Consider the following 16,740-nt stretch of genomic DNA (forward strand, 5'->3'; position numbering starts at 1 on the left):
GACCGCAAGGAGGAGGGCCCGACATGGACGCCGATCTGATCCTGGTGATAAGCATGGTCGTGGCCGCATTGTCGATTCCGGCCATGGTTTCGGCCTATAGCGAGGCCCGCCGCCCGATCGCCGCCTTTGTCACCCTGATCATTGCCGGGGGCATGGCGGTCCATGCCGTTCGGACCAAACCGGGCGGCTATTCCCTGGCCGAGATCCCAGAGGTGTTCTTTTCGGTTCTGGCCCGTTTCATCCCTTGAAACCCCGGAAAAACCGCTTGCCTCGGACGCGCTTTCTGCGTAAACGGCGCCTCTATTCGCGCGACCGGCCGGTGTGGCATGCCGAGTCGCGCGCAAACCGAACCCAAAAAGGAGACGGAAATGCCCAAGATGAAGACCAAGTCGAGCGCCAAGAAGCGCTTCAAGGTGACCGCAACGGGTAAGGTCAAGGCAGGTCAGGCCGGCAAGCGCCACGGCATGATCAAGCGCACGACCAAGTTCATCCGCGACGCCCGTGGCACCACCACCCTGTCCGCCCCCGACGCCAAGATCGTCAAGGGCTACATGCCCTACGACCGCTAAGAGGAGATTTGAGAGATGTCCCGCGTTAAAGGTGGAACCGTAACCCACGCCCGTCACAAGAAAGTCCTCAAGGCTGCCAAAGGTTACTATGGCCGCCGCAAGAGCTCGTTCAAGGTGGCGACCCAGGCCGTAGACAAGGCCAACCAGTATGCAACCCGTGACCGCAAGGCCCGCAAGCGGAACTTCCGCGCGCTGTGGATCCAGCGGATCAACGCTGCCGTGCGCAGCCACGACGAGGCGCTGACCTATTCGCGCTTCATCAACGGCCTGAACCTGGCCGGCATCGAAGTGGACCGCAAGGTCCTGGCCGACCTGGCCGTGCACGAGCCCGAAGCCTTCGGTGCCATCGTCGCCAAGGCACAGGCCGCGCTGGCCGCCTGATATCTCGCGTAAGACGAGAGACAGTGATGGAAAGGCCGCCCCTCGGGGCGGTCTTTTCGTTCTATGGAACAGACCAACACGGGCCTGCGGCATCGTCCCCTTCAATCGGCCGCCCTGATTTGGAAGCTGGACCACAAACCTCGTTGTTCCGGCAATTAATCTGTCGCCAGGATAGCTCCGGCCGCAGCCCGCCCCGACAGTATGGCGCCATGTGCCGTGCCGAAATAGCGAGCAGAGGTCGCTTCGCCCGCAAACCAGATTTTTTCATCCCAGTCCGATCCTGCCAGTTCCGTGCGCGTGGACGGCCCGGTGCCGACGGCGTTGTAGCTGTAGCTGCCTAACGCGTGCCCGTCCTGCCCCCACCTTGTGATCTGGGCTGCGAGTGGCGCCGGAAAACCCGAACCGAACATCGAACGGAGCGCCTCCTGAGCGGCCGCGACGGTTGCGCGGTCGCTCAGGCTTTCCACTTCGGTCGCCGCATCGGCAGCATTGAAACCCAACAGGACAGGTGCCCTCAGTGTCCGGGCAAGCGATACCCATTCGCCCCAAAGGCCGGGCGTGGGGCCAAGCCAACCGATCCAGTCGACATCGTCTGGCCAATGGATGCCATCGAAACGCAGCCAGCATTTGTTCAAAAGACCCATCCGCAGGCTGCGGGACGCGGCAACGCGATCCTGAGCCAGTGGTTCGGAAAACCGGATACGTCCGGATTGCAGAACGCCCAGCGGCAACGTGCAAACGATCACATCGGCGTCGATCCGGCTTCCATCCGCAAGGCGCACGTGTCCCGGAGCGATCCCGGTCACCTCGGTGGAAAGTCGAATATCGAGACCCCGCGCCAGATACGCAGCGATCTGGTCGAACCCGCTCGGAAACAGCGCATCCTGCCCCCCGAATTCGGCATCCTCTTGGCCATACCAGGCTGAAAGCTGTCTGGCGGGGGCGCCATATTCCTGCTCAAGCGTGCTATTGACAAGGTAGAGTACAAGCCTGCGCAACGCTGCATCCGCGTCCCGCCAGCCGGAGGAAACCTCCAGCGCGTCCAGGACAGACATGTCACGCGACTTCCGATCAGCCTCCGCCAGCGCCCCGCGCAGAATGTGCTCGGCGCCACGGAAGTCCGGGTCGATGTCGCGCCCGTTTGCATCCTTCAGGATGGCGGCATCGTAGCGGGTGGCCACGACCCGTGCCCCCGCCTCGCGCGCAAGGGCGGTCAGAGGATTGCCACGCTGGCCGTGAATCCAGCTTGCCCCAAGGTCCATCGGCAAATCCGGCCAGATGCGGGAGGTGTGAATACGACCGCCGATGCGCGATCGCGCCTCGATAACAGTGACGTTCCGCCCGGCATTGCGCAGGACGCGGGCCGCCGACAAGCCCGCCAGCCCGGCGCCGACAACCAGAATTCTGCCCCGCGGTTGGCCAAGCACACCCCGTGCCCCAAGGCCGAGCGCCCCCAATCCTCCGATGGCTGCGAGAACCTGACGTCTGGTCGATGCGGTCGTCATGGAGAGGCTGCCCATTTGTCACATTCGCAGGCACGGGCGGATCCGGCCTTCGGTCGATGCTAGCATCACTTGGGACGCGTGTCTTTGCTCCCCTCCAACTCTTGGTCTGCGCAGTCGCTCACCACATCCGCGACTTGGCGTATTCGGCATAGCCCGCGTCATAGTCCTCGGCGGCGAACCCGTCGTCCTGTTCACGCAGGAACTGTCCCGCCGTGGGGACCAGCCCGCTTTCGTCGCCCCGCGTCCAAAGGCCCGAGCGCATCAGCGCCTTGGCGCATTGGAAATACATCTCGCCCACCTGGATCACGATGACCGTTGCGGGCTGGCGCCCCTTGCGCTCGAAACTGGCGCGGGCCTGAGCGTCAGGGGTCAGAAAGGCGGTGCCGTTCACCCGCACCACATTCTGACAGCCGGGCACCATGAACATCAGGCTCACCCGGTTGTCGCGGACGATGTTGCGCAGGGAATCGATCCGGTTGTTGCCGCGCCAGTCTGGCAGCCAAAGAGTGCTGTCATCGACGATGCGTACCATCGGGCCATCATCGCCGCGCGGGCTGGCATCGGTGCCCTCGGGGCCGACCGTCGATAGCACGCAGAACCGTGCTGTCTCGATCCATTGACGGTAAAGCGGGCTCAGCCTTGTACGCACCTTGGTCAGCGAAGCGGGCACCGCCGCGTCGTAAAGGGTTTCAAGCTCGGTCATGTCGGTGATGGGGCGCATCGGCAGCTCCTTTCCAGATTGCCCCTGTCCTAGCTTGTCCTTTTTGAGAAATGTGGCCAAAGATTTTGCAAATGGGCCAATTTGACGATCAGTTCCAATTGCCGGGCTCCTCGGCGGATCGCGTGCAGTCCCTTCCACATGATGTGGTCGGCTATGCGCGCGACTATCGCGACGGCTATGTCTCGGTCCGGCATCGGCATCCCCGGCATCAGCTGATCTATGCGGTCTCGGGCCTGATGATGGCCGAGACGGAGGCCATGTCCTATGCCATCCCGCCCGGATATGGGTTGATCGTCCCGGCAGAGCAGCCGCACGAAATTCGCATGATCGGCGCTGTGCGCCTGCAATCGCTCTATGTCCGCGCAGGCCTGCCCGGTGCGGATGCGCTGGCCCGATGCCGGTTGGTCACGGTGTCGCCGCTGTTGGCGCAAATGATCGCGGCACTCTGCGAGATGGACAATCCCTGGCCGATGCCGCCCCGCGCCCTGCATCTGAGCCAGCTTATCCTGATCGAACTGCTGGCCGCCCCGGTCTCGCCCCTGGCACTGCCATACCCCGTCGATCCGCGTTTGCGCCGGGTCTGCGACGCGCTGATCGCCACACCCGCCAGCCCGCGCGACCTGGACGGCTGGGCCGCCGAGGCGGGGATGAGCCGCCGCACCTTCAGCCGACATTTCCAGATGGAAACCGGCGTGAGTTTCGGTAAATGGGCGCAACGGCTGCACTGTCAGGCGGCGCTGCGGGGCCTGGCCGAGGGCAGGCCCGCCTCCCGGGTCGCCCGCGATCTGGGCTATGCCAATGCCTATACCATGGCGGCGATGATGAGGCGCATGACCTGAGACAGGCGCGGCATCCGTGAAACAGCCGGGTCAAACCACCCAGCCCGTCTTGCAATCGCGCCCATTGGCCGATAGCAGGTTCTGGACCAAATTCAGGGGACCGTCATGGACGATCTTAAAGCCAAATATCTGGGCCAGATCGCAGAGGCCGCCGACGAGGCCGCGATCGAGGCGATCCGCCTTGCCGCCGTGGGCAAGAAGGGCGAGATCGCCCTGATGATGCGCGAACTGGGCAAGATGACGCCCGAGGAACGCCAGACCGCAGGCCCGGCGCTGAACGCGCTCAAGGACGAGATCAACTCTGCGCTGGCCGCCAAGAAGGCGGCGCTGGCCGATGCCGCGCTTGACGAGCGTCTGCGCAGCGAATGGCTGGACGTGACCCTGCCCGCGCGCAACCGCCGCCAGGGCACGCTGCATCCGATCAGCCAGGCCCGCGAGGAACTGACCGCGATCTTTGCCGAAATGGGCTTCTCGGTTGCCGAAGGGCCGCGCATAGACACCGACTGGTACAATTTCGACGCGCTCAACATCCCCGGCCACCACCCCGCGCGGGCCGAGATGGACACGTTCTACATGCACCGCGCCGAGGGCGACAATCGCCCGCCGCATGTGCTGCGCACCCATACCTCGCCGGTGCAGATCCGCTCGATGGAAAAAATCGGCGCGCCCCTGCGCGTGATCTGTCCGGGCGGCGTCTATCGCGCCGATTACGACCAGACCCATACGCCGATGTTCCACCAGGTCGAAGGCCTGGCGCTGGACCGCGGTATCTCGATGGCGAACCTGAAATGGACACTCGAGGAATTCGTAAAGGCGTTCTTCGAGGTGGACGATGTCGAACTGCGCTTCCGCGCCTCGCATTTCCCCTTCACCGAACCCTCGGCCGAAGTCGATATCCGCTGTTCCTGGGAAGGTGGTCAGCTGAAGATCGGCGAGGGTGACGACTGGCTGGAGATTCTGGGTTCCGGCATGGTGCACCCCAAGGTGATCGCCGCCGGCGGCATCGACCCGGATGTGTATCAGGGCTTTGCCTTCGGCATCGGTATCGACCGCCTGGCGATGCTGAAATACGGCATCCCCGATTTGCGCGCCTTCTTCGATTCAGACCTGCGCTGGCTAAGGCATTATGGGTTTGCCGCGCTGGACATGCCGAACCTGCATGGTGGGTTGAGTAGGTGATCCTGCGACTGCGCGGAATCAAGGCCGCAGGCCGCCGCGCAATCGCCAGACCGCCCGCAAGGGCTGGCGATATGCAGCCGCCAGCGCGCCCTTCGGCGGTTATCCGGACTTGGCTGGTATAAACTGCCCCGCTCAACCGTTGGTTCGCCATCCCGCGGTCTGGCGTTTGCGCAGTTTTCACCCCTTCAGATAGTCCTTGTAGGGCCGTGCCTTGCGGCCGCGATACTTCACGGTCAGCTCCAGCGGCGTCTCGTTCTCGTCATAGATGCCCAGCACGATCCCGCGTTTGCGGGATTTGGTGCGCATGGCGATCAGCTGTTCCTCGCTGCGAGTGGTGCGTTGCGACTGGCGGCGGGTCCATCGGAACAGTTTGTCATACATCCCGGCTATCACATCGGCATGGGCCGGGTCGCCGCCCAGATCGACCAGTTCCTGCGGGTCGTTCTTCAGATCGAACAGCATCGGGCGCGGGTCGGCCTCGAAATGGATCAGTTTCCAGTTCTTGTCCGCCACCATGAACATCACCGCCTGTCGCACCGAGATGTCGTTCAGATGCGCAATCGGCGAAGCCGAGAAATCGTACTCGCAGATCACGTGATCGCGCAGCGTATGGTCGCGCGCGCCATGCAGGATCGGGATCAGGCTTTCCCCTTCGAGGATATGCATCGCCGGTTTACCGCCCGCCGCCTCGACGAATGTCGGCGCCAGGTCGATGCTTTCGACCAGCGCGTCACAGACGCTGCCCCGGGTCGCGTCGGCCTCGGGGCGCGGGTCATAGACGATCAGCGGAACCCGGGTCGCGGCATCGTGGAAGAAGGTCTTTTCCCCCATCCAGTGATCGCCCAGGAAATCGCCATGATCCGAGGTCAGGACAATCATCGTGTCCTGCATGCGCCCGGTCTCCTCGAGCCATTTGAACAGCCGCCCCATCTGGTCGTCGGCCTGTTTGATCAGCCCCATATAGGCGGGGATCACCGCATCGCGCACCTCTTGCCGGGAAAACGCCTCGCCCACCTTGGTCTCCATGAAGGCCTTGAACAGCGGATGGGCGTTTTGCCGTTCGCTGTCGCTGCGCACCACGTCCTGCACATGTTCGGGGCCATACATGCTGGCATAGGGTTCGGGCACGATATAGGGCCAATGCGGCTTGATATAGCTCAGGTGACAGCACCAGGGGCCGGTCTGCTGTTCGATGAACTCCATCGCGCGGGTGGTCAGATAGGGGGTCTCGCTGTCCTCTTCGGCGATATTGGCGGGGCGGGTCGCGTTCTTGAGGAACCAGCCCGATTGCACATTGCCCTCGTCGTCCAGCCCGGAATTGGCAAAGTCGTGCCAGGGGTTGTCGCTCTCATAGCCCTTGGCGCGCAGGTACTTGTTGTATTCCTTGGCGCCATCGGGATCGTAATACCCGTCCGGCCCCTCGGGCAGCATGCCATCGTCGCGTTCGAACACGTCGAAACCGCATTCCGCCACTCGCGCCCCGATCAGCGAATCCGGCTCAAGCCCCAGCCGCGCCATGCCCTCCTCGTCCGCGCGCATATGTGTCTTGCCCACCAGCCAGCAGCCCATGCCGGTGGCCCGCAGGTGGTCACCCATGGTCATCTCGCCCACCTTGAGCGGAATGCCGTTCCAGCTGGCTCCGTGTGAGTGCACATAGCGCCCGGTATAGGTGCTCATCCGGGACGAGCCACAGATCGGAGATTGGATATAGGCGCGGTCGAAGCGCACCCCTTGCGCCGCCAGACGGTCGATATGGGGTGTGTTCAGGGTCTCGTGGCCATAACAGCTCAGGTAATCCCAGCGCAACTGGTCGAACATGATGAACAGGATATTCACGGTGTGTCACGCCTCTGCCGTCTAAATTGGTCATCCGTCCAGCCCGGATTCGAATTCCGACAGTGTAGCCACGCTACCTTGGAACGAAAAGCGACTGTTTTCGTGGGATTTTTGCGCCTTAATCTTGTCCACCAATCCCTTCGCAGCCTGGCTTAGGATAGGCGACTGGATATCCGCTTCGTGCCGAGACCGTGTGACAACTGCCTCAAACTGTGTCGTCATGCTCGGTTCCGCGAAACTGTATCAACAGCGCGGAAGTGCACGAGAGAGAGCAACAACAGATCCCGTTTGGCTGCGCAAGGCCTGCGCGCGCCGATTGGCCGAGGCTGGGGCCACCGCGCACGAGATCGTCACGGTCACATGCCACAAAACACTGGCCCTCGTGCAGCGCCACACCAGGGCCGCTGGCCGCGAAGGTATGGCCGATTCCGCGATTGAAAAACTGATCGCCCGCCCGAATGGCGAGCGCGACTTGCCGAACCTTCCCAAGAGGTTTGTCTAATCCGACACCAACCCCAAGCAGGGAAAGGATAATTTATGAGAAGTGGTGAGCCGTGCAGGATTCGAACCTGCGACCCACTGATTAAAAGTCAGTTGCTCTACCAACTGAGCTAACGGCCCACTCTCTGTCCAGTCTTTCGACCCGTGGCGCTCTCTAAGCCAATTCACCGATCAGGTTCAAGGGCTTATTTGCACCTCGTGTCGCTTTCGTTTCCGGCGTGTCCAGCGACCCGATAGGCGGCCTAATTAGGCAGGTGGCAGAGGGGGGTCAACCCCCTTTTTTGCCTAATCCACGCAGCAGGCTGGAATAAGTTCCTTGGCAGCGTTATATGCCCGCCATGACACAGCAGACCACCGGTATGACCTTCATGAAGATGCACGGGCTGGGCAACGATTTCGTCGTTGTCGATGCGCGGGCGCATCCGGTCGACGTCACAGTTGCATTGGCCCGGGGTATCGCGCATCGCCATCTCGGAGTGGGATTCGACCAGTTGGCGCTGATCGAGCAGGGAAAGGGCGACGCGCATCTCGTGTTTCTGAACGCCGACGGTTCGACCTCGGCCGCCTGCGGCAATGCCACCCGCTGTATTGCGCGCTACCTGATGGACGAGACCGGTAAGACCGACCTGCACCTGACCACCGACCGTGGCGACCTATATGCGCGCGACGCGGGCAACGGGCTGACGTCGGTCAACATGGGCGCGCCGCAACTTTTGTGGCACGAGATCCCGCTGGCCGAAGAGATGGACACGCTGGAACTGCCCATCGAGGGCAGCCCGACTGCCACCGGCATGGGCAACCCGCATTGCACCTTCTTCGTGGCCGATGCCGAAGCGATCCCCTTGGCCGAGTTCGGCGCGCGCTACGAGCATCATCCGCTCTACCCGCAGCGCACCAATGTGCAGGTGGCGCAAGTTACCGGCCCCGACCGTATCCGCATGCGGGTGTGGGAGCGCGGCGTCGGCATCACCCTGGCCTCCGGCTCCTCCTCCTGCGCCACTACCGTGGCGGCCGCGCGCAGGGGCCTGACGGGCCGCAAGGTGCAGATCGATCTTGACGGCGGCACGCTCTGGATCGACTGGCGCGAAGATGGCGTCTGGATGACCGGTCCCACCATGCATGTCTTCAGCGCTACGCTGACGCCTGAATTCCTGGCCAGCCTGAGATGAGCGCGCCCAAGTTCACCACGCTGGGTTGTCGTCTCAACGCCTATGAGACCGAGGCGATGAAGGAACTATCCGCCCAGGCCGGGCTGGATAATGCCGTCATCGTCAACACCTGCGCCGTCACTGCCGAGGCGGTGCGTAAGGCCCGTCAGGAGATCCGCCGCCTGCGCCGCGAGAACCCCACCGCGCGCCTGATCGTCACCGGCTGCGCCGCCCAGACCGAACCCGAGACATTCACCGCCATGGCAGAGGTCGACGCGGTGATCGGCAATACCGAAAAGATGCGGCCCGAGACCTGGAAGAGCATGGCCGCCGATTTCATCGGCGACACCGAAGCGGTGCAGGTCGATGACATCATGAGCGTGACCGAAACTGCCGGCCACCTGATCGACGGCTTCGGCACTCGCAGCCGCGCCTATGTTCAGGTGCAGAACGGCTGCGATCACCGCTGTACCTTCTGCATCATCCCTTATGGCCGCGGGAACTCGCGCAGCGTTCCGACGGGCGTCGTAGTGGACCAGATCAAGCGGCTGGTGGATCGTGGCTATAACGAGGTGGTGCTGACCGGGGTCGATCTCACCTCCTGGGGCGCCGACCTGCCCGCAGAGCCCAAACTGGGCGATCTGGTGATGCGCATCCTGCGGCTGGTGCCCGACCTGCCGCGCCTCAGGATCAGCTCCATCGATTCGATCGAGGTGGACGAGAACCTGATGCAGGCCATCGCCACCGAACCGCGGCTTATGCCGCATCTGCATCTCAGCCTGCAACATGGCGACGACCTGATCCTGAAACGGATGAAACGCCGCCACCTGCGCGACGACGCCATCCGCTTTGCCGAAGAGGCCCGCCGCCTGCGCCCCGATATGACCTTCGGCGCCGACATCATTGCCGGGTTCCCGACCGAGTCAGAGGCGCATTTCGAGAACTCGCTGAAGCTGGTCGATGACTGCCACCTGACCTGGTTGCACGTCTTCCCCTATTCCCGGCGCGAGGGCACGCCTGCGGCCAGGATCCCCAGCCAGGTGAACGGCAAGACCATCAAGGACCGCGCAGCCCGCCTGCGCGACGCAGGCGATAGGCGTGTGGCGCTGCACCTTGCCGAACAGGTCGGCCGCAGCCACCGCATCCTGATGGAAAGCCCCCATATGGGCCGCACCGAGCAATTCACCGAGGTCAACTTCAAGACCCCGCAACCCGAAGGCCAGATCGTCACCGCCACGATAACCGGCACCTCGGGCAACGCGCTGACAGCGTGACAGCGCCCTCGCGCTTCTTTCTGGTTGGAAATACTCCGGGGTGAATTGCCCGCAGGGCAAGAGGGGCAGCGCCCCTCCCCTAATCTGGATCAGCCAGCAGCTCTTCCATGAACAGGCTCAGGAACTGGGTCCGCCCATCAACCCCCGCCTTGGCATAGATCGCCGCCGATTGCGCCCGCACCGTCCCCGCCGCCCGACCCCGGAGCGTGGCGATACTGTCATTGTCCAGCCCCTTGAGGATCATGAGTGCCACATCGCGCTCCGCGGGTGTCAGACCCCAGTCGGCAAAGAAACCTTCGATCACTTCGGCCATCTCACCGCGTGCTGCACGCAGACCCGTGGTGACCCGCTCCATCCTCAAGAGCAATTGGCGCAACTCGTACATCAGTACACCCAGCCCGATACACAGAACCAGCGCTACACCTCCTTCCAGCCACAGATGCGTGGGGCCGTCGTTGTCCCCCGCCCTCAGGTCGGCCAGAACGTCGCCAATGAAAAACAGGGCACAGAGGGCCTGCAATACGATCATCCAGGCCAGGATTGCAGCCCGGCGCTCATCCGCGTCGCCGGGCCGCATCAGGGGACGGAGCCATGCGGTCATCCGTCCAGCCGTTCCGCTTGTATCCGCTTGCGTCCTGTCACCATGGCGCGTGCTAGCGGCACGCCGGTGCGCCATTGGTCGAACAGCACACCGCCCACATGCAGTGCCACCGAGAACATCAGCCAGCCAAAGGCCGCCTCGTGCACCTCCTCGACCCAGTCGACGCCAAAGAACGTGACCGTGCCCATCATGAGGCCCGTGGCGCTCAGCGCCAGCAATGTCAGCCACAGGTTATAGACCATCAGTGCCCCCAGGGGATTATGCGACAGGTGAATCCTACGCTCTCCCCGCAGCATCGCCCATAGGTGCCCCAGAGCGGCAGCGGGGTTGGGCGGGAAGGCGGTGAAGCGCGCCGGTTTCGGCCCAACGATACACCACAAGAGCCGCAGCACAACCAGCGCCAGCACGCCATAGCCGACCTGCTCGTGCAGCGCACCATCGGGATCGGTCAGCGCACTGTTGACCAGCACGCCCAGCGCCACACCCCAATGCGTCAGCCGCACCAGCGGATCCCAGACGCGGATCTCGCGGGCGTTTTCACGCCCGCCAGGTGTCCCGACCATCCGTCGTCACTCCATCTCGATCTTGCTGACCTTGCCGGTCTTGGGATCGACATAGACCTCGGCCATCTTGCTGTCCTTGACCACATAGGCCTCGATCTTACCGTCCTCGTCCTCGATCTTGCGAACGTCGTAGCCCAGGTCTTTCAGGCTGGCGCGGATCTCGTCCGGGGTGCTGCCCAACTGGGTGTCGGTGGTCAGATCAAAGGCCAGAACCGGGCTGGCGGCCAGAGCAAGCGCGGCAATCAGAGCAAGGGGTTTCATGGGACATCTCCTGATTTTGAGACAGGCGGACCATCCGCCGTCTGTCCCGAAACTGGCCTTGCCCCGGCATTCTCGCCATCGAACAGGGGCTTATTTTGCTGAAATAAGCCCCTGCTGATGGGTCTGAACGCTCGCAGTGATGGCAATCACGTCCAAAGAAAGCCAAAAAGCCCCCGCACCGGGGTGCGGGGGCTCTCGAAACCAAAGTGCAAAAGCTGCTTAGTGCTTCTTGCCCTTGTGCGGCGCCCACAGACGCTTGTTGGTCAGGTACAGCATGCTGGCCAGGATGGTCAGAAAGATCACGCCCACCAGACCGGCCTGCTTGCGGGCCATCATCTTGGGTTCGGCCGCCCACATCAGGAAGGCCGACACGTCAGCCGACATGTGGTGCAGGTCGTTGGCATGGCCATCGGCAAATTCCACCTGCTCGTCGCTCAGCGGCGGCGCCATCGATATCCAGCCACCCGGAAAGGCGGTGTTCTCATACAGGATCGAACCCGCTTCTTCCTTTTCCTCACCGGTGTAACCGGTCAGCAGCGAGGCGATGTATTCCGCGCCGCCGATCCCCTTGAACAGCTGGTTGATGCCCAGACCGTAGGGTCCGTGGAAGCCCGCGCGTGCCTTGGCCATCATGCTGAGGTCAGGGGCGCCAGCGGCGGTGTTGGCCGGGAAGTGATCGGTCGGAATCGCCGGACGATCGTCTTCCAATTCCGGATCATAGACCGAGAAGGTCTCGGAGGCATAGGCGCGGACCTGATCGTCGGTCCAGCCGATGCCACCCTCGTCGCCCAGCGTGCGCAGCGGCACGTATTTCAGGCCGTGGCAGGCCGCACAGACCTCGGTATAGACCTGAAGGCCGCGTTGCAGCTGGTTCTGGTCATAGGTGCCAAAGGGGCCTTCGAACGAGAACTGGAAATCCTCGATATGCTGCTCGCCGCCGCCTGCCGCAAAAGATGCGACAGGAGCAAGCGCCAGGGCAAAAGCGGCACCGATTGCAAGTTTCTTGAACATGAGTTCCGGTCCCTCTTCTTACTCGGCCGGAGTGGCGTCAGACGCCGTGCCGTAGTGCGCGTTGAAGTCTTCCTCGATCGTGGCCGGCTGCGGCAGCGGCTTCTCGATCACGCCCAGGATGGGCAGGATCACGAAGAAGTAGCCGAACCAATAGGCCGAAGCGATCAGCGAGAAGGATGCATAGGGCTCTTCCGCCGGCATCGCGCCCAGCCACATCAGGGCAAAGAAGTCGATGATCAGCAGGTAGAACCACCATTTGAACATCGGACGGTACTTGCCCGAACGCACCGACGAAGTGTCGAGCCAGGGCGCCAGCGCCATCGCCAGGATCGCGCCGAACATTGCCAGCACGCCAAAGAACTTGGCGTCGATGATGCCGCCGGTCACAAAGCTGGCGATCTGCACCACCCAGACCTCGGAGGTGAAGGCACGCAGGATGGCGTAGAACGGCAGGAAGTACCATTCGGGCACGATATGCGCGGGCGTCACCAGCGCGTTGGCCTCGATATAGTTATCGGGGTGGCCCAGATAGTTCGGCATGAAACCGACGATCGCCCAGAAGATCACCAGCACGATGGCCAGGCCCACCAGGTCCTTGATCACGAAGTAGGGCCAGAACGGCAACGTGTCCTTCTCGGCCTCGGCTTTCGATCCGCGACGAACCTCAACACCCGTGGGGTTGTTGTTGCCGGTGGTGTGGAAGGCCCAGATATGCACGATGACCAGCGCCGCGATGACGAAGGGCAGCAGATAGTGCAGCGAGAAGAAGCGGTTCAACGTCGCATTGTCCACGGCGGGCCCGCCCAGCAGCCAGGTCTGGATCGCCTCGCCCACAAAGGGGATGGCGCCGAACAGGCCGGTGATCACGGTTGCGCCCCAGAACGACATCTGTCCCCACGGCAGCACATAGCCCATGAAGGCAGTGCCCATCATGCAGAGATAGATCAGCATGCCGACGATCCAGGTGATCTCGCGCGGGGCCTTGTACGAGCCGTAGAACAGGCCACGGAAGATGTGGATATAGACGGCGACAAAGAACAGCGATGCGCCGTTTGCATGCAGATACCGCAGCATATAGCCGCCGTTCACGTTGCGCATGATGTGCTCGACACTGGCAAATGCCATGTCGACATGCGGGGTGTAGTGCATCACCAGCACGATGCCGGTGACGATTTGCAGCGCCAGGCAGAAGGCCAGGACGATGCCCCAGATCCACCACCAGTTCAGGTTCTTGGGGGTGGGGATCATGATGGTGTCATAGATCAGGCCGACGATGGGCAAGCGGCTGTTCAGCCACTTTTCGGCGCCCGTCTTCGGTTCGTAATGGTCGTGCGGAATACCGGCCATGAGCGCGCTTCCTTATCCCAGCTTGATGGTGTTTTCGTCGACGAACTCTGCAACCGGAATGTGCAGGTTCTCGGGCGCGGGGCCTTTGCGGATCCGGCCGGAGGTATCGTAGTGCGAGCCGTGGCAGGGGCAGAACCAGCCGTGGAAATCGCCGGCGCCATCACCCAGAGGCACACAGCCCAGGTGGGTGCAGACACCCATCATCACCAGCCATTCGCCGTTTTCGTCCAGCGAACGGTTCTCGTCACCGCCATCACCGCCACCACTCAGGTTGGGGTTGCGGGAGTCGTTGTCGATCAGATCGGACAGATTGACCGCGCGGGCTTCGTCGATCTCGGCCTGGGTGCGGCGGCGGATGAACACCGGCTTGCCCAAAAACTTGACGCTGATCTGGGTGCCGACCTCGACACCGCTGATGTCAACGCGAATCGACGACAGCGCCTGAACATCCGCCGACGGGTTCATCTGGTTGACCAGCGGCCAGACAGCGGCCCCGGTGGTTACGACACCTGCGCCAGCCGTGGCGTAGTAGAGGAAATCTCTGCGGGTGCCTTCGTGATCTTCTGCGTGGGACACGAGGTTTTCTCCGATTCCAGCGCCCGGGTCCGGGCAAACATGCATGTGCACCGCAATAAAATGCGGTGACTCAACGCGGGTATCTATCCGGGAGAAATCGGTTCGTCCAGCGGTCATAGGCGCGCAGGACGCCGCAGTTTGCCTTTCATGTCGCGGCAGAGCCACACAATTTCAAGCTCGACCCGGAGTTTTTGCCCCCCTCAGGCCGCAGGCGGGCGCGTCTCGACCATCGAGGCGCGCGATTCGAAATCGGCAAACCATGCGGCCAACGCCGGGTTCCCGTTGCGCCAACCACGCGCGTCATGCCGGAAATCGACATAGGCCAGCGCACAGGCCACCGCGATCTGCCCCATGTCCACCGGCCCGGCCAGATGTGCCATCCAGCGGTTCTCCAGCGCGACGCAGGCGCGGGCGATCTTGTTCCACTGCCCTTCGGTCCACGCGTCCCAGCGCATGTCTTCGGGCCGCAGCCGCCCCTCATAGGTCATCAACAGCGCTGCGTCGGTGATACCGTCGCCCAGCGCCTCCAGCGTCATCGTGTTCCAGCGCCCGTCGCCCTCGGGGTACAGCCCACCCTTGTAACGCGAATCCAGATAGGCGGTGATCACCCGGCTGTCGAACAGGGTCGGCCCCTCGGGCCGTTCCAGCGCCGGCACCTTGGTCAGCGGGTTCTTGGCCAAGAGCGCCTCGGCCGGAACCAGCGGCGTGCCGCTGGCGGTCACCAGCTCGACATCGCCCAGCTTGCCGGTTTCATGCAGCAGCACCATGACCTTGCGCACATAGGGCGAGGTCGGGCTGTAATAGAGCTTCATCATGATGGTCTCCCTTTTTGCCTGTCAGCGCGGACCAATCCGCGTCCGTTACTAGTGGTATGCCGCGCGGTGCCGGGATCAAGCCCCCCGCATCAGAGCCGCCAACGCATCCAGCTCCGCACCGATACCTGCGGTCGCGATGCCTTCGGCCGCGCCATACCGTGCCATCTCGGGCTTGTTCTGACCAAGCTTCCACGTACCTTGCACATCTGACACGCGCATCCGGCAGGGCACGATCATGCGCAACATCCGCTCAAGCGCGCCGGGTGACATCTTGGCGCTGGTCCAGGCAGGCTTGGGTAAAAGCCGAGCCTCGAAATAGGCCGAAAGACGGTCCAGCAAGCCCGGCAACTCTTCCTGCGGACACAACTCCAACTCACCGGTCAGATGCACGGCAACATAGTTCCAGGTCGGCACCTGATCCGCGACGCCGTACCAGTCAGGCGAGACATAGCTGTCCGGTCCGCTGACCGCCAACCGCACCGCCACCGGTTCGGACAAGAGCCGCACGATCGGGTTCGACCGCACCAGATGCAGCTCGGCCATGTCCCCGTCGGGGTTCAGCAAAAACGGCACATGACTGATCAGCGGCGCGCCCTCGACCGCCACCGCCAAGATGCCAAACCCGCGCGCCCGGGCAAACTCCAGATTGCGCGCGGTACTTTCGCCACGAAACGCCGGGTTGGGATGCATCTCGTTTCTCCTCTCCTGTCGATTCCGTCTTGCAGCGGCGTCCGCGTCTTGGCAAGGTCCCCGCGTTCTCAGGGCGGGGCGGAATTCCCCACCGGCGGTATGCGGGCCAGACCCGCGAGCCCGCGAGCGGCTTTTCCCGCGTCCACGATCCGAAAAGTGGGAACCGGTTTTCGGATCGTGGAGCCAGCAGAAGAGTGTCAGCAGATCTGGTGAGAGGCCAGAGCCGACGGTCACAGTCCGGATGAAAGAGAACGCACGGCCAGGCCACGCTCCCGCGTGCGCCCATCCGTTCGTGATCGCCTTGGGTGACGTGTCTAACCAATGGAGATCATGATGACACACACCCGCTATGCCTTCATCAAGGCCAACTGGCATGCCGATATCGTCGACCGCGCGCTCGACGGCTTCCTCGAGCTCATTCCGGCGGAACAGGTCGACATCTACGACGTCCCCGGCGCGTTCGAGATGCCGCTTCTCACCCGCGACCTCGCCCAGACCGGCCGCTATGCCGCCGTGGCCTGCGCCGCCTTCGTGGTCGACGGCGGCATCTACCGGCACGATTTCGTGGCTCAGGCAGTGGTCGACGGGCTGATGCGCGCGGGCCTCGACACTGGCGTTCCGGTCCTGTCGGTCTCGCTCACGCCGCATCAGTACCAGGAAACCGATCACCACAACGCCATCTTCCGCACCCATTTCGTGGACAAGGGGCGCGAGGCCGCCCGCGCCGCGCTCCAGATCACCGCGACCCGCGCAAAACTGACGCAAGTGGCTTGATCTTCATTCCGCTACAAATACTCCGGGGGGAGCCTACAAAATTCGACGAATTTTGTAGGCGGGGGGCAGCGTCCCCTTTCCCCCCTTCACTCAGCAAACCCCTTGAGGCCGGGGACGCGCCCCGCTAAGCACATCGCGCAAAGGAGCGC

At 63.1% G+C, this 16,740-nt stretch carries 20 protein-coding genes, 1 tRNA gene and 1 riboswitch; of the genes, 9 read left to right on the forward strand and 12 right to left on the reverse strand.

Annotation, left to right across the window (positions count from 1 at the left end; genetic code table 11):
• The first annotated feature begins 23 nt into the window (after positions 1–23).
• The 3 genes from AC2FL1_RS04130 (at position 24) to rplT (ending at position 950) form a co-directional block, all read left to right on the forward strand.
• On the forward strand, positions 24–248 hold the full coding sequence (locus AC2FL1_RS04130; protein WP_496825164.1) for a hypothetical protein: 225 nt from the start codon (positions 24–26) through the stop codon (positions 246–248).
• Positions 249–368: 120 nt separating this feature from the next.
• Positions 369–569 (forward strand): 50S ribosomal protein L35, encoded by a 201-nt coding sequence (gene rpmI / locus AC2FL1_RS04135; RefSeq protein ID WP_234138760.1) that lies wholly within the window; start codon positions 369–371, stop codon positions 567–569.
• Between the two features lie 15 nt (positions 570–584).
• On the forward strand, positions 585–950 hold the full coding sequence (gene rplT / locus AC2FL1_RS04140; protein ID WP_093034506.1) for a 50S ribosomal protein L20: 366 nt from the start codon (positions 585–587) through the stop codon (positions 948–950).
• 155 nt (positions 951–1,105) lie between these two features.
• Here the strand turns inward: rplT and AC2FL1_RS04145 are convergent, their stop codons facing one another.
• Together AC2FL1_RS04145 and AC2FL1_RS04150 are read right to left on the reverse strand one after the other, a co-directional pair.
• A complete protein-coding gene (locus AC2FL1_RS04145; protein ID WP_496876069.1) occupies positions 1,106–2,455 on the reverse strand; it encodes a flavin monoamine oxidase family protein in 1,350 nt (449 codons plus the stop codon).
• Positions 2,456–2,573: 118 nt separating this feature from the next.
• Positions 2,574–3,176, reverse strand: coding sequence for a pyridoxamine 5'-phosphate oxidase family protein (locus AC2FL1_RS04150; RefSeq protein ID WP_496876070.1), 603 nt, complete (start codon positions 3,174–3,176; stop codon positions 2,574–2,576).
• Positions 3,177–3,247: 71 nt separating this feature from the next.
• On the opposite strand from AC2FL1_RS04150, the gene AC2FL1_RS04155 reads away from it, so the two are divergent.
• A complete protein-coding gene (locus AC2FL1_RS04155) occupies positions 3,248–4,015 on the forward strand; it encodes an AraC family transcriptional regulator (RefSeq protein ID WP_496876071.1) in 768 nt (255 codons plus the stop codon).
• A 105-nt stretch (positions 4,016–4,120) separates the two neighbouring features.
• The gene (gene pheS, locus AC2FL1_RS04160; RefSeq protein ID WP_496876072.1) at positions 4,121–5,194 is read left to right on the forward strand and encodes a phenylalanine--tRNA ligase subunit alpha; all 1,074 of its coding nucleotides are present in this window, start codon (positions 4,121–4,123) and stop codon (positions 5,192–5,194) included.
• A gap of 177 nt (positions 5,195–5,371) precedes the next feature.
• On the opposite strand, the gene AC2FL1_RS04165 is transcribed toward pheS, so the two are convergent.
• The gene (locus AC2FL1_RS04165) at positions 5,372–7,012 is read right to left on the reverse strand and encodes a sulfatase-like hydrolase/transferase (RefSeq protein WP_496876118.1); all 1,641 of its coding nucleotides are present in this window, start codon (positions 7,010–7,012) and stop codon (positions 5,372–5,374) included.
• Between the two features lie 238 nt (positions 7,013–7,250).
• Here AC2FL1_RS04165 and AC2FL1_RS04170 point away from each other — a divergent pair, with 238 nt between their 5' ends.
• Positions 7,251–7,532 carry a hypothetical protein gene (locus tag AC2FL1_RS04170; RefSeq protein ID WP_496876073.1) on the forward strand — a complete coding sequence of 94 codons (282 nt, stop codon included), beginning with the start codon at positions 7,251–7,253 and terminating at the stop codon, positions 7,530–7,532.
• A gap of 43 nt (positions 7,533–7,575) precedes the next feature.
• Here the strand turns inward: AC2FL1_RS04170 and AC2FL1_RS04175 are convergent.
• Positions 7,576–7,651: transfer RNA gene (locus AC2FL1_RS04175), tRNA-Lys, on the reverse strand.
• Between the two features lie 209 nt (positions 7,652–7,860).
• Here AC2FL1_RS04175 and dapF point away from each other — a divergent pair.
• A complete protein-coding gene (dapF, locus tag AC2FL1_RS04180; RefSeq protein WP_496876074.1) occupies positions 7,861–8,700 on the forward strand; it encodes a diaminopimelate epimerase in 840 nt (279 codons plus the stop codon).
• The gene (mtaB, locus tag AC2FL1_RS04185) at positions 8,697–9,953 is read left to right on the forward strand and encodes a tRNA (N(6)-L-threonylcarbamoyladenosine(37)-C(2))-methylthiotransferase MtaB (protein ID WP_496876075.1); all 1,257 of its coding nucleotides are present in this window, start codon (positions 8,697–8,699) and stop codon (positions 9,951–9,953) included. Before dapF ends, mtaB begins: the two co-directional genes overlap by 4 nt.
• Before the next feature lie 79 nt (positions 9,954–10,032).
• Here the strand turns inward: mtaB and AC2FL1_RS04190 are convergent, their stop codons facing one another.
• The 8 genes from AC2FL1_RS04190 to AC2FL1_RS04225 form a co-directional block, all read right to left on the reverse strand.
• Positions 10,033–10,554 (reverse strand): helix-turn-helix transcriptional regulator, encoded by a 522-nt coding sequence (locus tag AC2FL1_RS04190; protein WP_496825172.1) that lies wholly within the window; start codon positions 10,552–10,554, stop codon positions 10,033–10,035.
• Positions 10,551–11,117, reverse strand: a complete 567-nt coding sequence (locus tag AC2FL1_RS04195) for a cytochrome b/b6 domain-containing protein (RefSeq protein WP_496876076.1) — start codon at positions 11,115–11,117, stop codon at positions 10,551–10,553. Before AC2FL1_RS04195 ends, AC2FL1_RS04190 begins: the two co-directional genes overlap by 4 nt.
• Positions 11,118–11,123: 6 nt before the next feature.
• Positions 11,124–11,378, reverse strand: a complete 255-nt coding sequence (locus AC2FL1_RS04200; protein ID WP_496825174.1) for a PepSY domain-containing protein — start codon at positions 11,376–11,378, stop codon at positions 11,124–11,126.
• A 219-nt stretch (positions 11,379–11,597) separates the two neighbouring features.
• Positions 11,598–12,389 carry a cytochrome c1 gene (locus AC2FL1_RS04205; RefSeq protein ID WP_496825175.1) on the reverse strand — a complete coding sequence of 264 codons (792 nt, stop codon included), beginning with the start codon at positions 12,387–12,389 and terminating at the stop codon, positions 11,598–11,600.
• A gap of 18 nt (positions 12,390–12,407) precedes the next feature.
• Positions 12,408–13,736 (reverse strand): cytochrome b, encoded by a 1,329-nt coding sequence (petB, locus tag AC2FL1_RS04210; protein WP_011046034.1) that lies wholly within the window; start codon positions 13,734–13,736, stop codon positions 12,408–12,410.
• A gap of 12 nt (positions 13,737–13,748) precedes the next feature.
• Positions 13,749–14,312, reverse strand: coding sequence for a ubiquinol-cytochrome c reductase iron-sulfur subunit (gene petA / locus AC2FL1_RS04215; RefSeq protein ID WP_496825176.1), 564 nt, complete (start codon positions 14,310–14,312; stop codon positions 13,749–13,751).
• A gap of 200 nt (positions 14,313–14,512) precedes the next feature.
• On the reverse strand, positions 14,513–15,124 hold the full coding sequence (locus tag AC2FL1_RS04220; protein ID WP_496876119.1) for a glutathione S-transferase: 612 nt from the start codon (positions 15,122–15,124) through the stop codon (positions 14,513–14,515).
• 78 nt (positions 15,125–15,202) lie between these two features.
• A complete protein-coding gene (locus tag AC2FL1_RS04225; RefSeq protein WP_496876077.1) occupies positions 15,203–15,817 on the reverse strand; it encodes an FMN-binding negative transcriptional regulator in 615 nt (204 codons plus the stop codon).
• A 60-nt stretch (positions 15,818–15,877) separates the two neighbouring features.
• A riboswitch (FMN riboswitch) is annotated at positions 15,878–16,074 on the forward strand.
• Between the two features lie 76 nt (positions 16,075–16,150).
• On the opposite strand from AC2FL1_RS04225, the gene AC2FL1_RS04230 reads away from it, so the two are divergent.
• Positions 16,151–16,591 (forward strand): 6,7-dimethyl-8-ribityllumazine synthase, encoded by a 441-nt coding sequence (locus AC2FL1_RS04230; RefSeq protein ID WP_496876078.1) that lies wholly within the window; start codon positions 16,151–16,153, stop codon positions 16,589–16,591.
• The last annotated feature ends 149 nt before the right edge of the window (positions 16,592–16,740 follow it).

This window comes from Ruegeria sp. YKSF070, from assembly GCF_059612725.1.

Coding starts and splice junctions, on each gene's coding strand:
- AC2FL1_RS04130 (WP_496825164.1), top strand. CDS start 24: ATGGACGCCGATCTGATCCTGGTGATAAGCATGGTCGTGGCCGCATTG.
- rpmI (WP_234138760.1), top strand. CDS start 369: ATGCCCAAGATGAAGACCAAGTCGAGCGCCAAGAAGCGCTTCAAGGTG.
- rplT (WP_093034506.1), top strand. CDS start 585: ATGTCCCGCGTTAAAGGTGGAACCGTAACCCACGCCCGTCACAAGAAA.
- AC2FL1_RS04145 (WP_496876069.1), bottom strand. CDS start 2,455: ATGACGACCGCATCGACCAGACGTCAGGTTCTCGCAGCCATCGGAGGA.
- AC2FL1_RS04150 (WP_496876070.1), bottom strand. CDS start 3,176: ATGCGCCCCATCACCGACATGACCGAGCTTGAAACCCTTTACGACGCG.
- AC2FL1_RS04155 (WP_496876071.1), top strand. CDS start 3,248: ATGGGCCAATTTGACGATCAGTTCCAATTGCCGGGCTCCTCGGCGGAT.
- pheS (WP_496876072.1), top strand. CDS start 4,121: ATGGACGATCTTAAAGCCAAATATCTGGGCCAGATCGCAGAGGCCGCC.
- AC2FL1_RS04165 (WP_496876118.1), bottom strand. CDS start 7,012: ATGTTCGACCAGTTGCGCTGGGATTACCTGAGCTGTTATGGCCACGAG.
- AC2FL1_RS04170 (WP_496876073.1), top strand. CDS start 7,251: ATGCTCGGTTCCGCGAAACTGTATCAACAGCGCGGAAGTGCACGAGAG.
- dapF (WP_496876074.1), top strand. CDS start 7,861: ATGCCCGCCATGACACAGCAGACCACCGGTATGACCTTCATGAAGATG.
- mtaB (WP_496876075.1), top strand. CDS start 8,697: ATGAGCGCGCCCAAGTTCACCACGCTGGGTTGTCGTCTCAACGCCTAT.
- AC2FL1_RS04190 (WP_496825172.1), bottom strand. CDS start 10,554: ATGACCGCATGGCTCCGTCCCCTGATGCGGCCCGGCGACGCGGATGAG.
- AC2FL1_RS04195 (WP_496876076.1), bottom strand. CDS start 11,117: ATGGTCGGGACACCTGGCGGGCGTGAAAACGCCCGCGAGATCCGCGTC.
- AC2FL1_RS04200 (WP_496825174.1), bottom strand. CDS start 11,378: ATGAAACCCCTTGCTCTGATTGCCGCGCTTGCTCTGGCCGCCAGCCCG.
- AC2FL1_RS04205 (WP_496825175.1), bottom strand. CDS start 12,389: ATGTTCAAGAAACTTGCAATCGGTGCCGCTTTTGCCCTGGCGCTTGCT.
- petB (WP_011046034.1), bottom strand. CDS start 13,736: ATGGCCGGTATTCCGCACGACCATTACGAACCGAAGACGGGCGCCGAA.
- AC2FL1_RS04220 (WP_496876119.1), bottom strand. CDS start 15,124: ATGAAGCTCTATTACAGCCCGACCTCGCCCTATGTGCGCAAGGTCATG.
- AC2FL1_RS04225 (WP_496876077.1), bottom strand. CDS start 15,817: ATGCATCCCAACCCGGCGTTTCGTGGCGAAAGTACCGCGCGCAATCTG.
- AC2FL1_RS04230 (WP_496876078.1), top strand. CDS start 16,151: ATGACACACACCCGCTATGCCTTCATCAAGGCCAACTGGCATGCCGAT.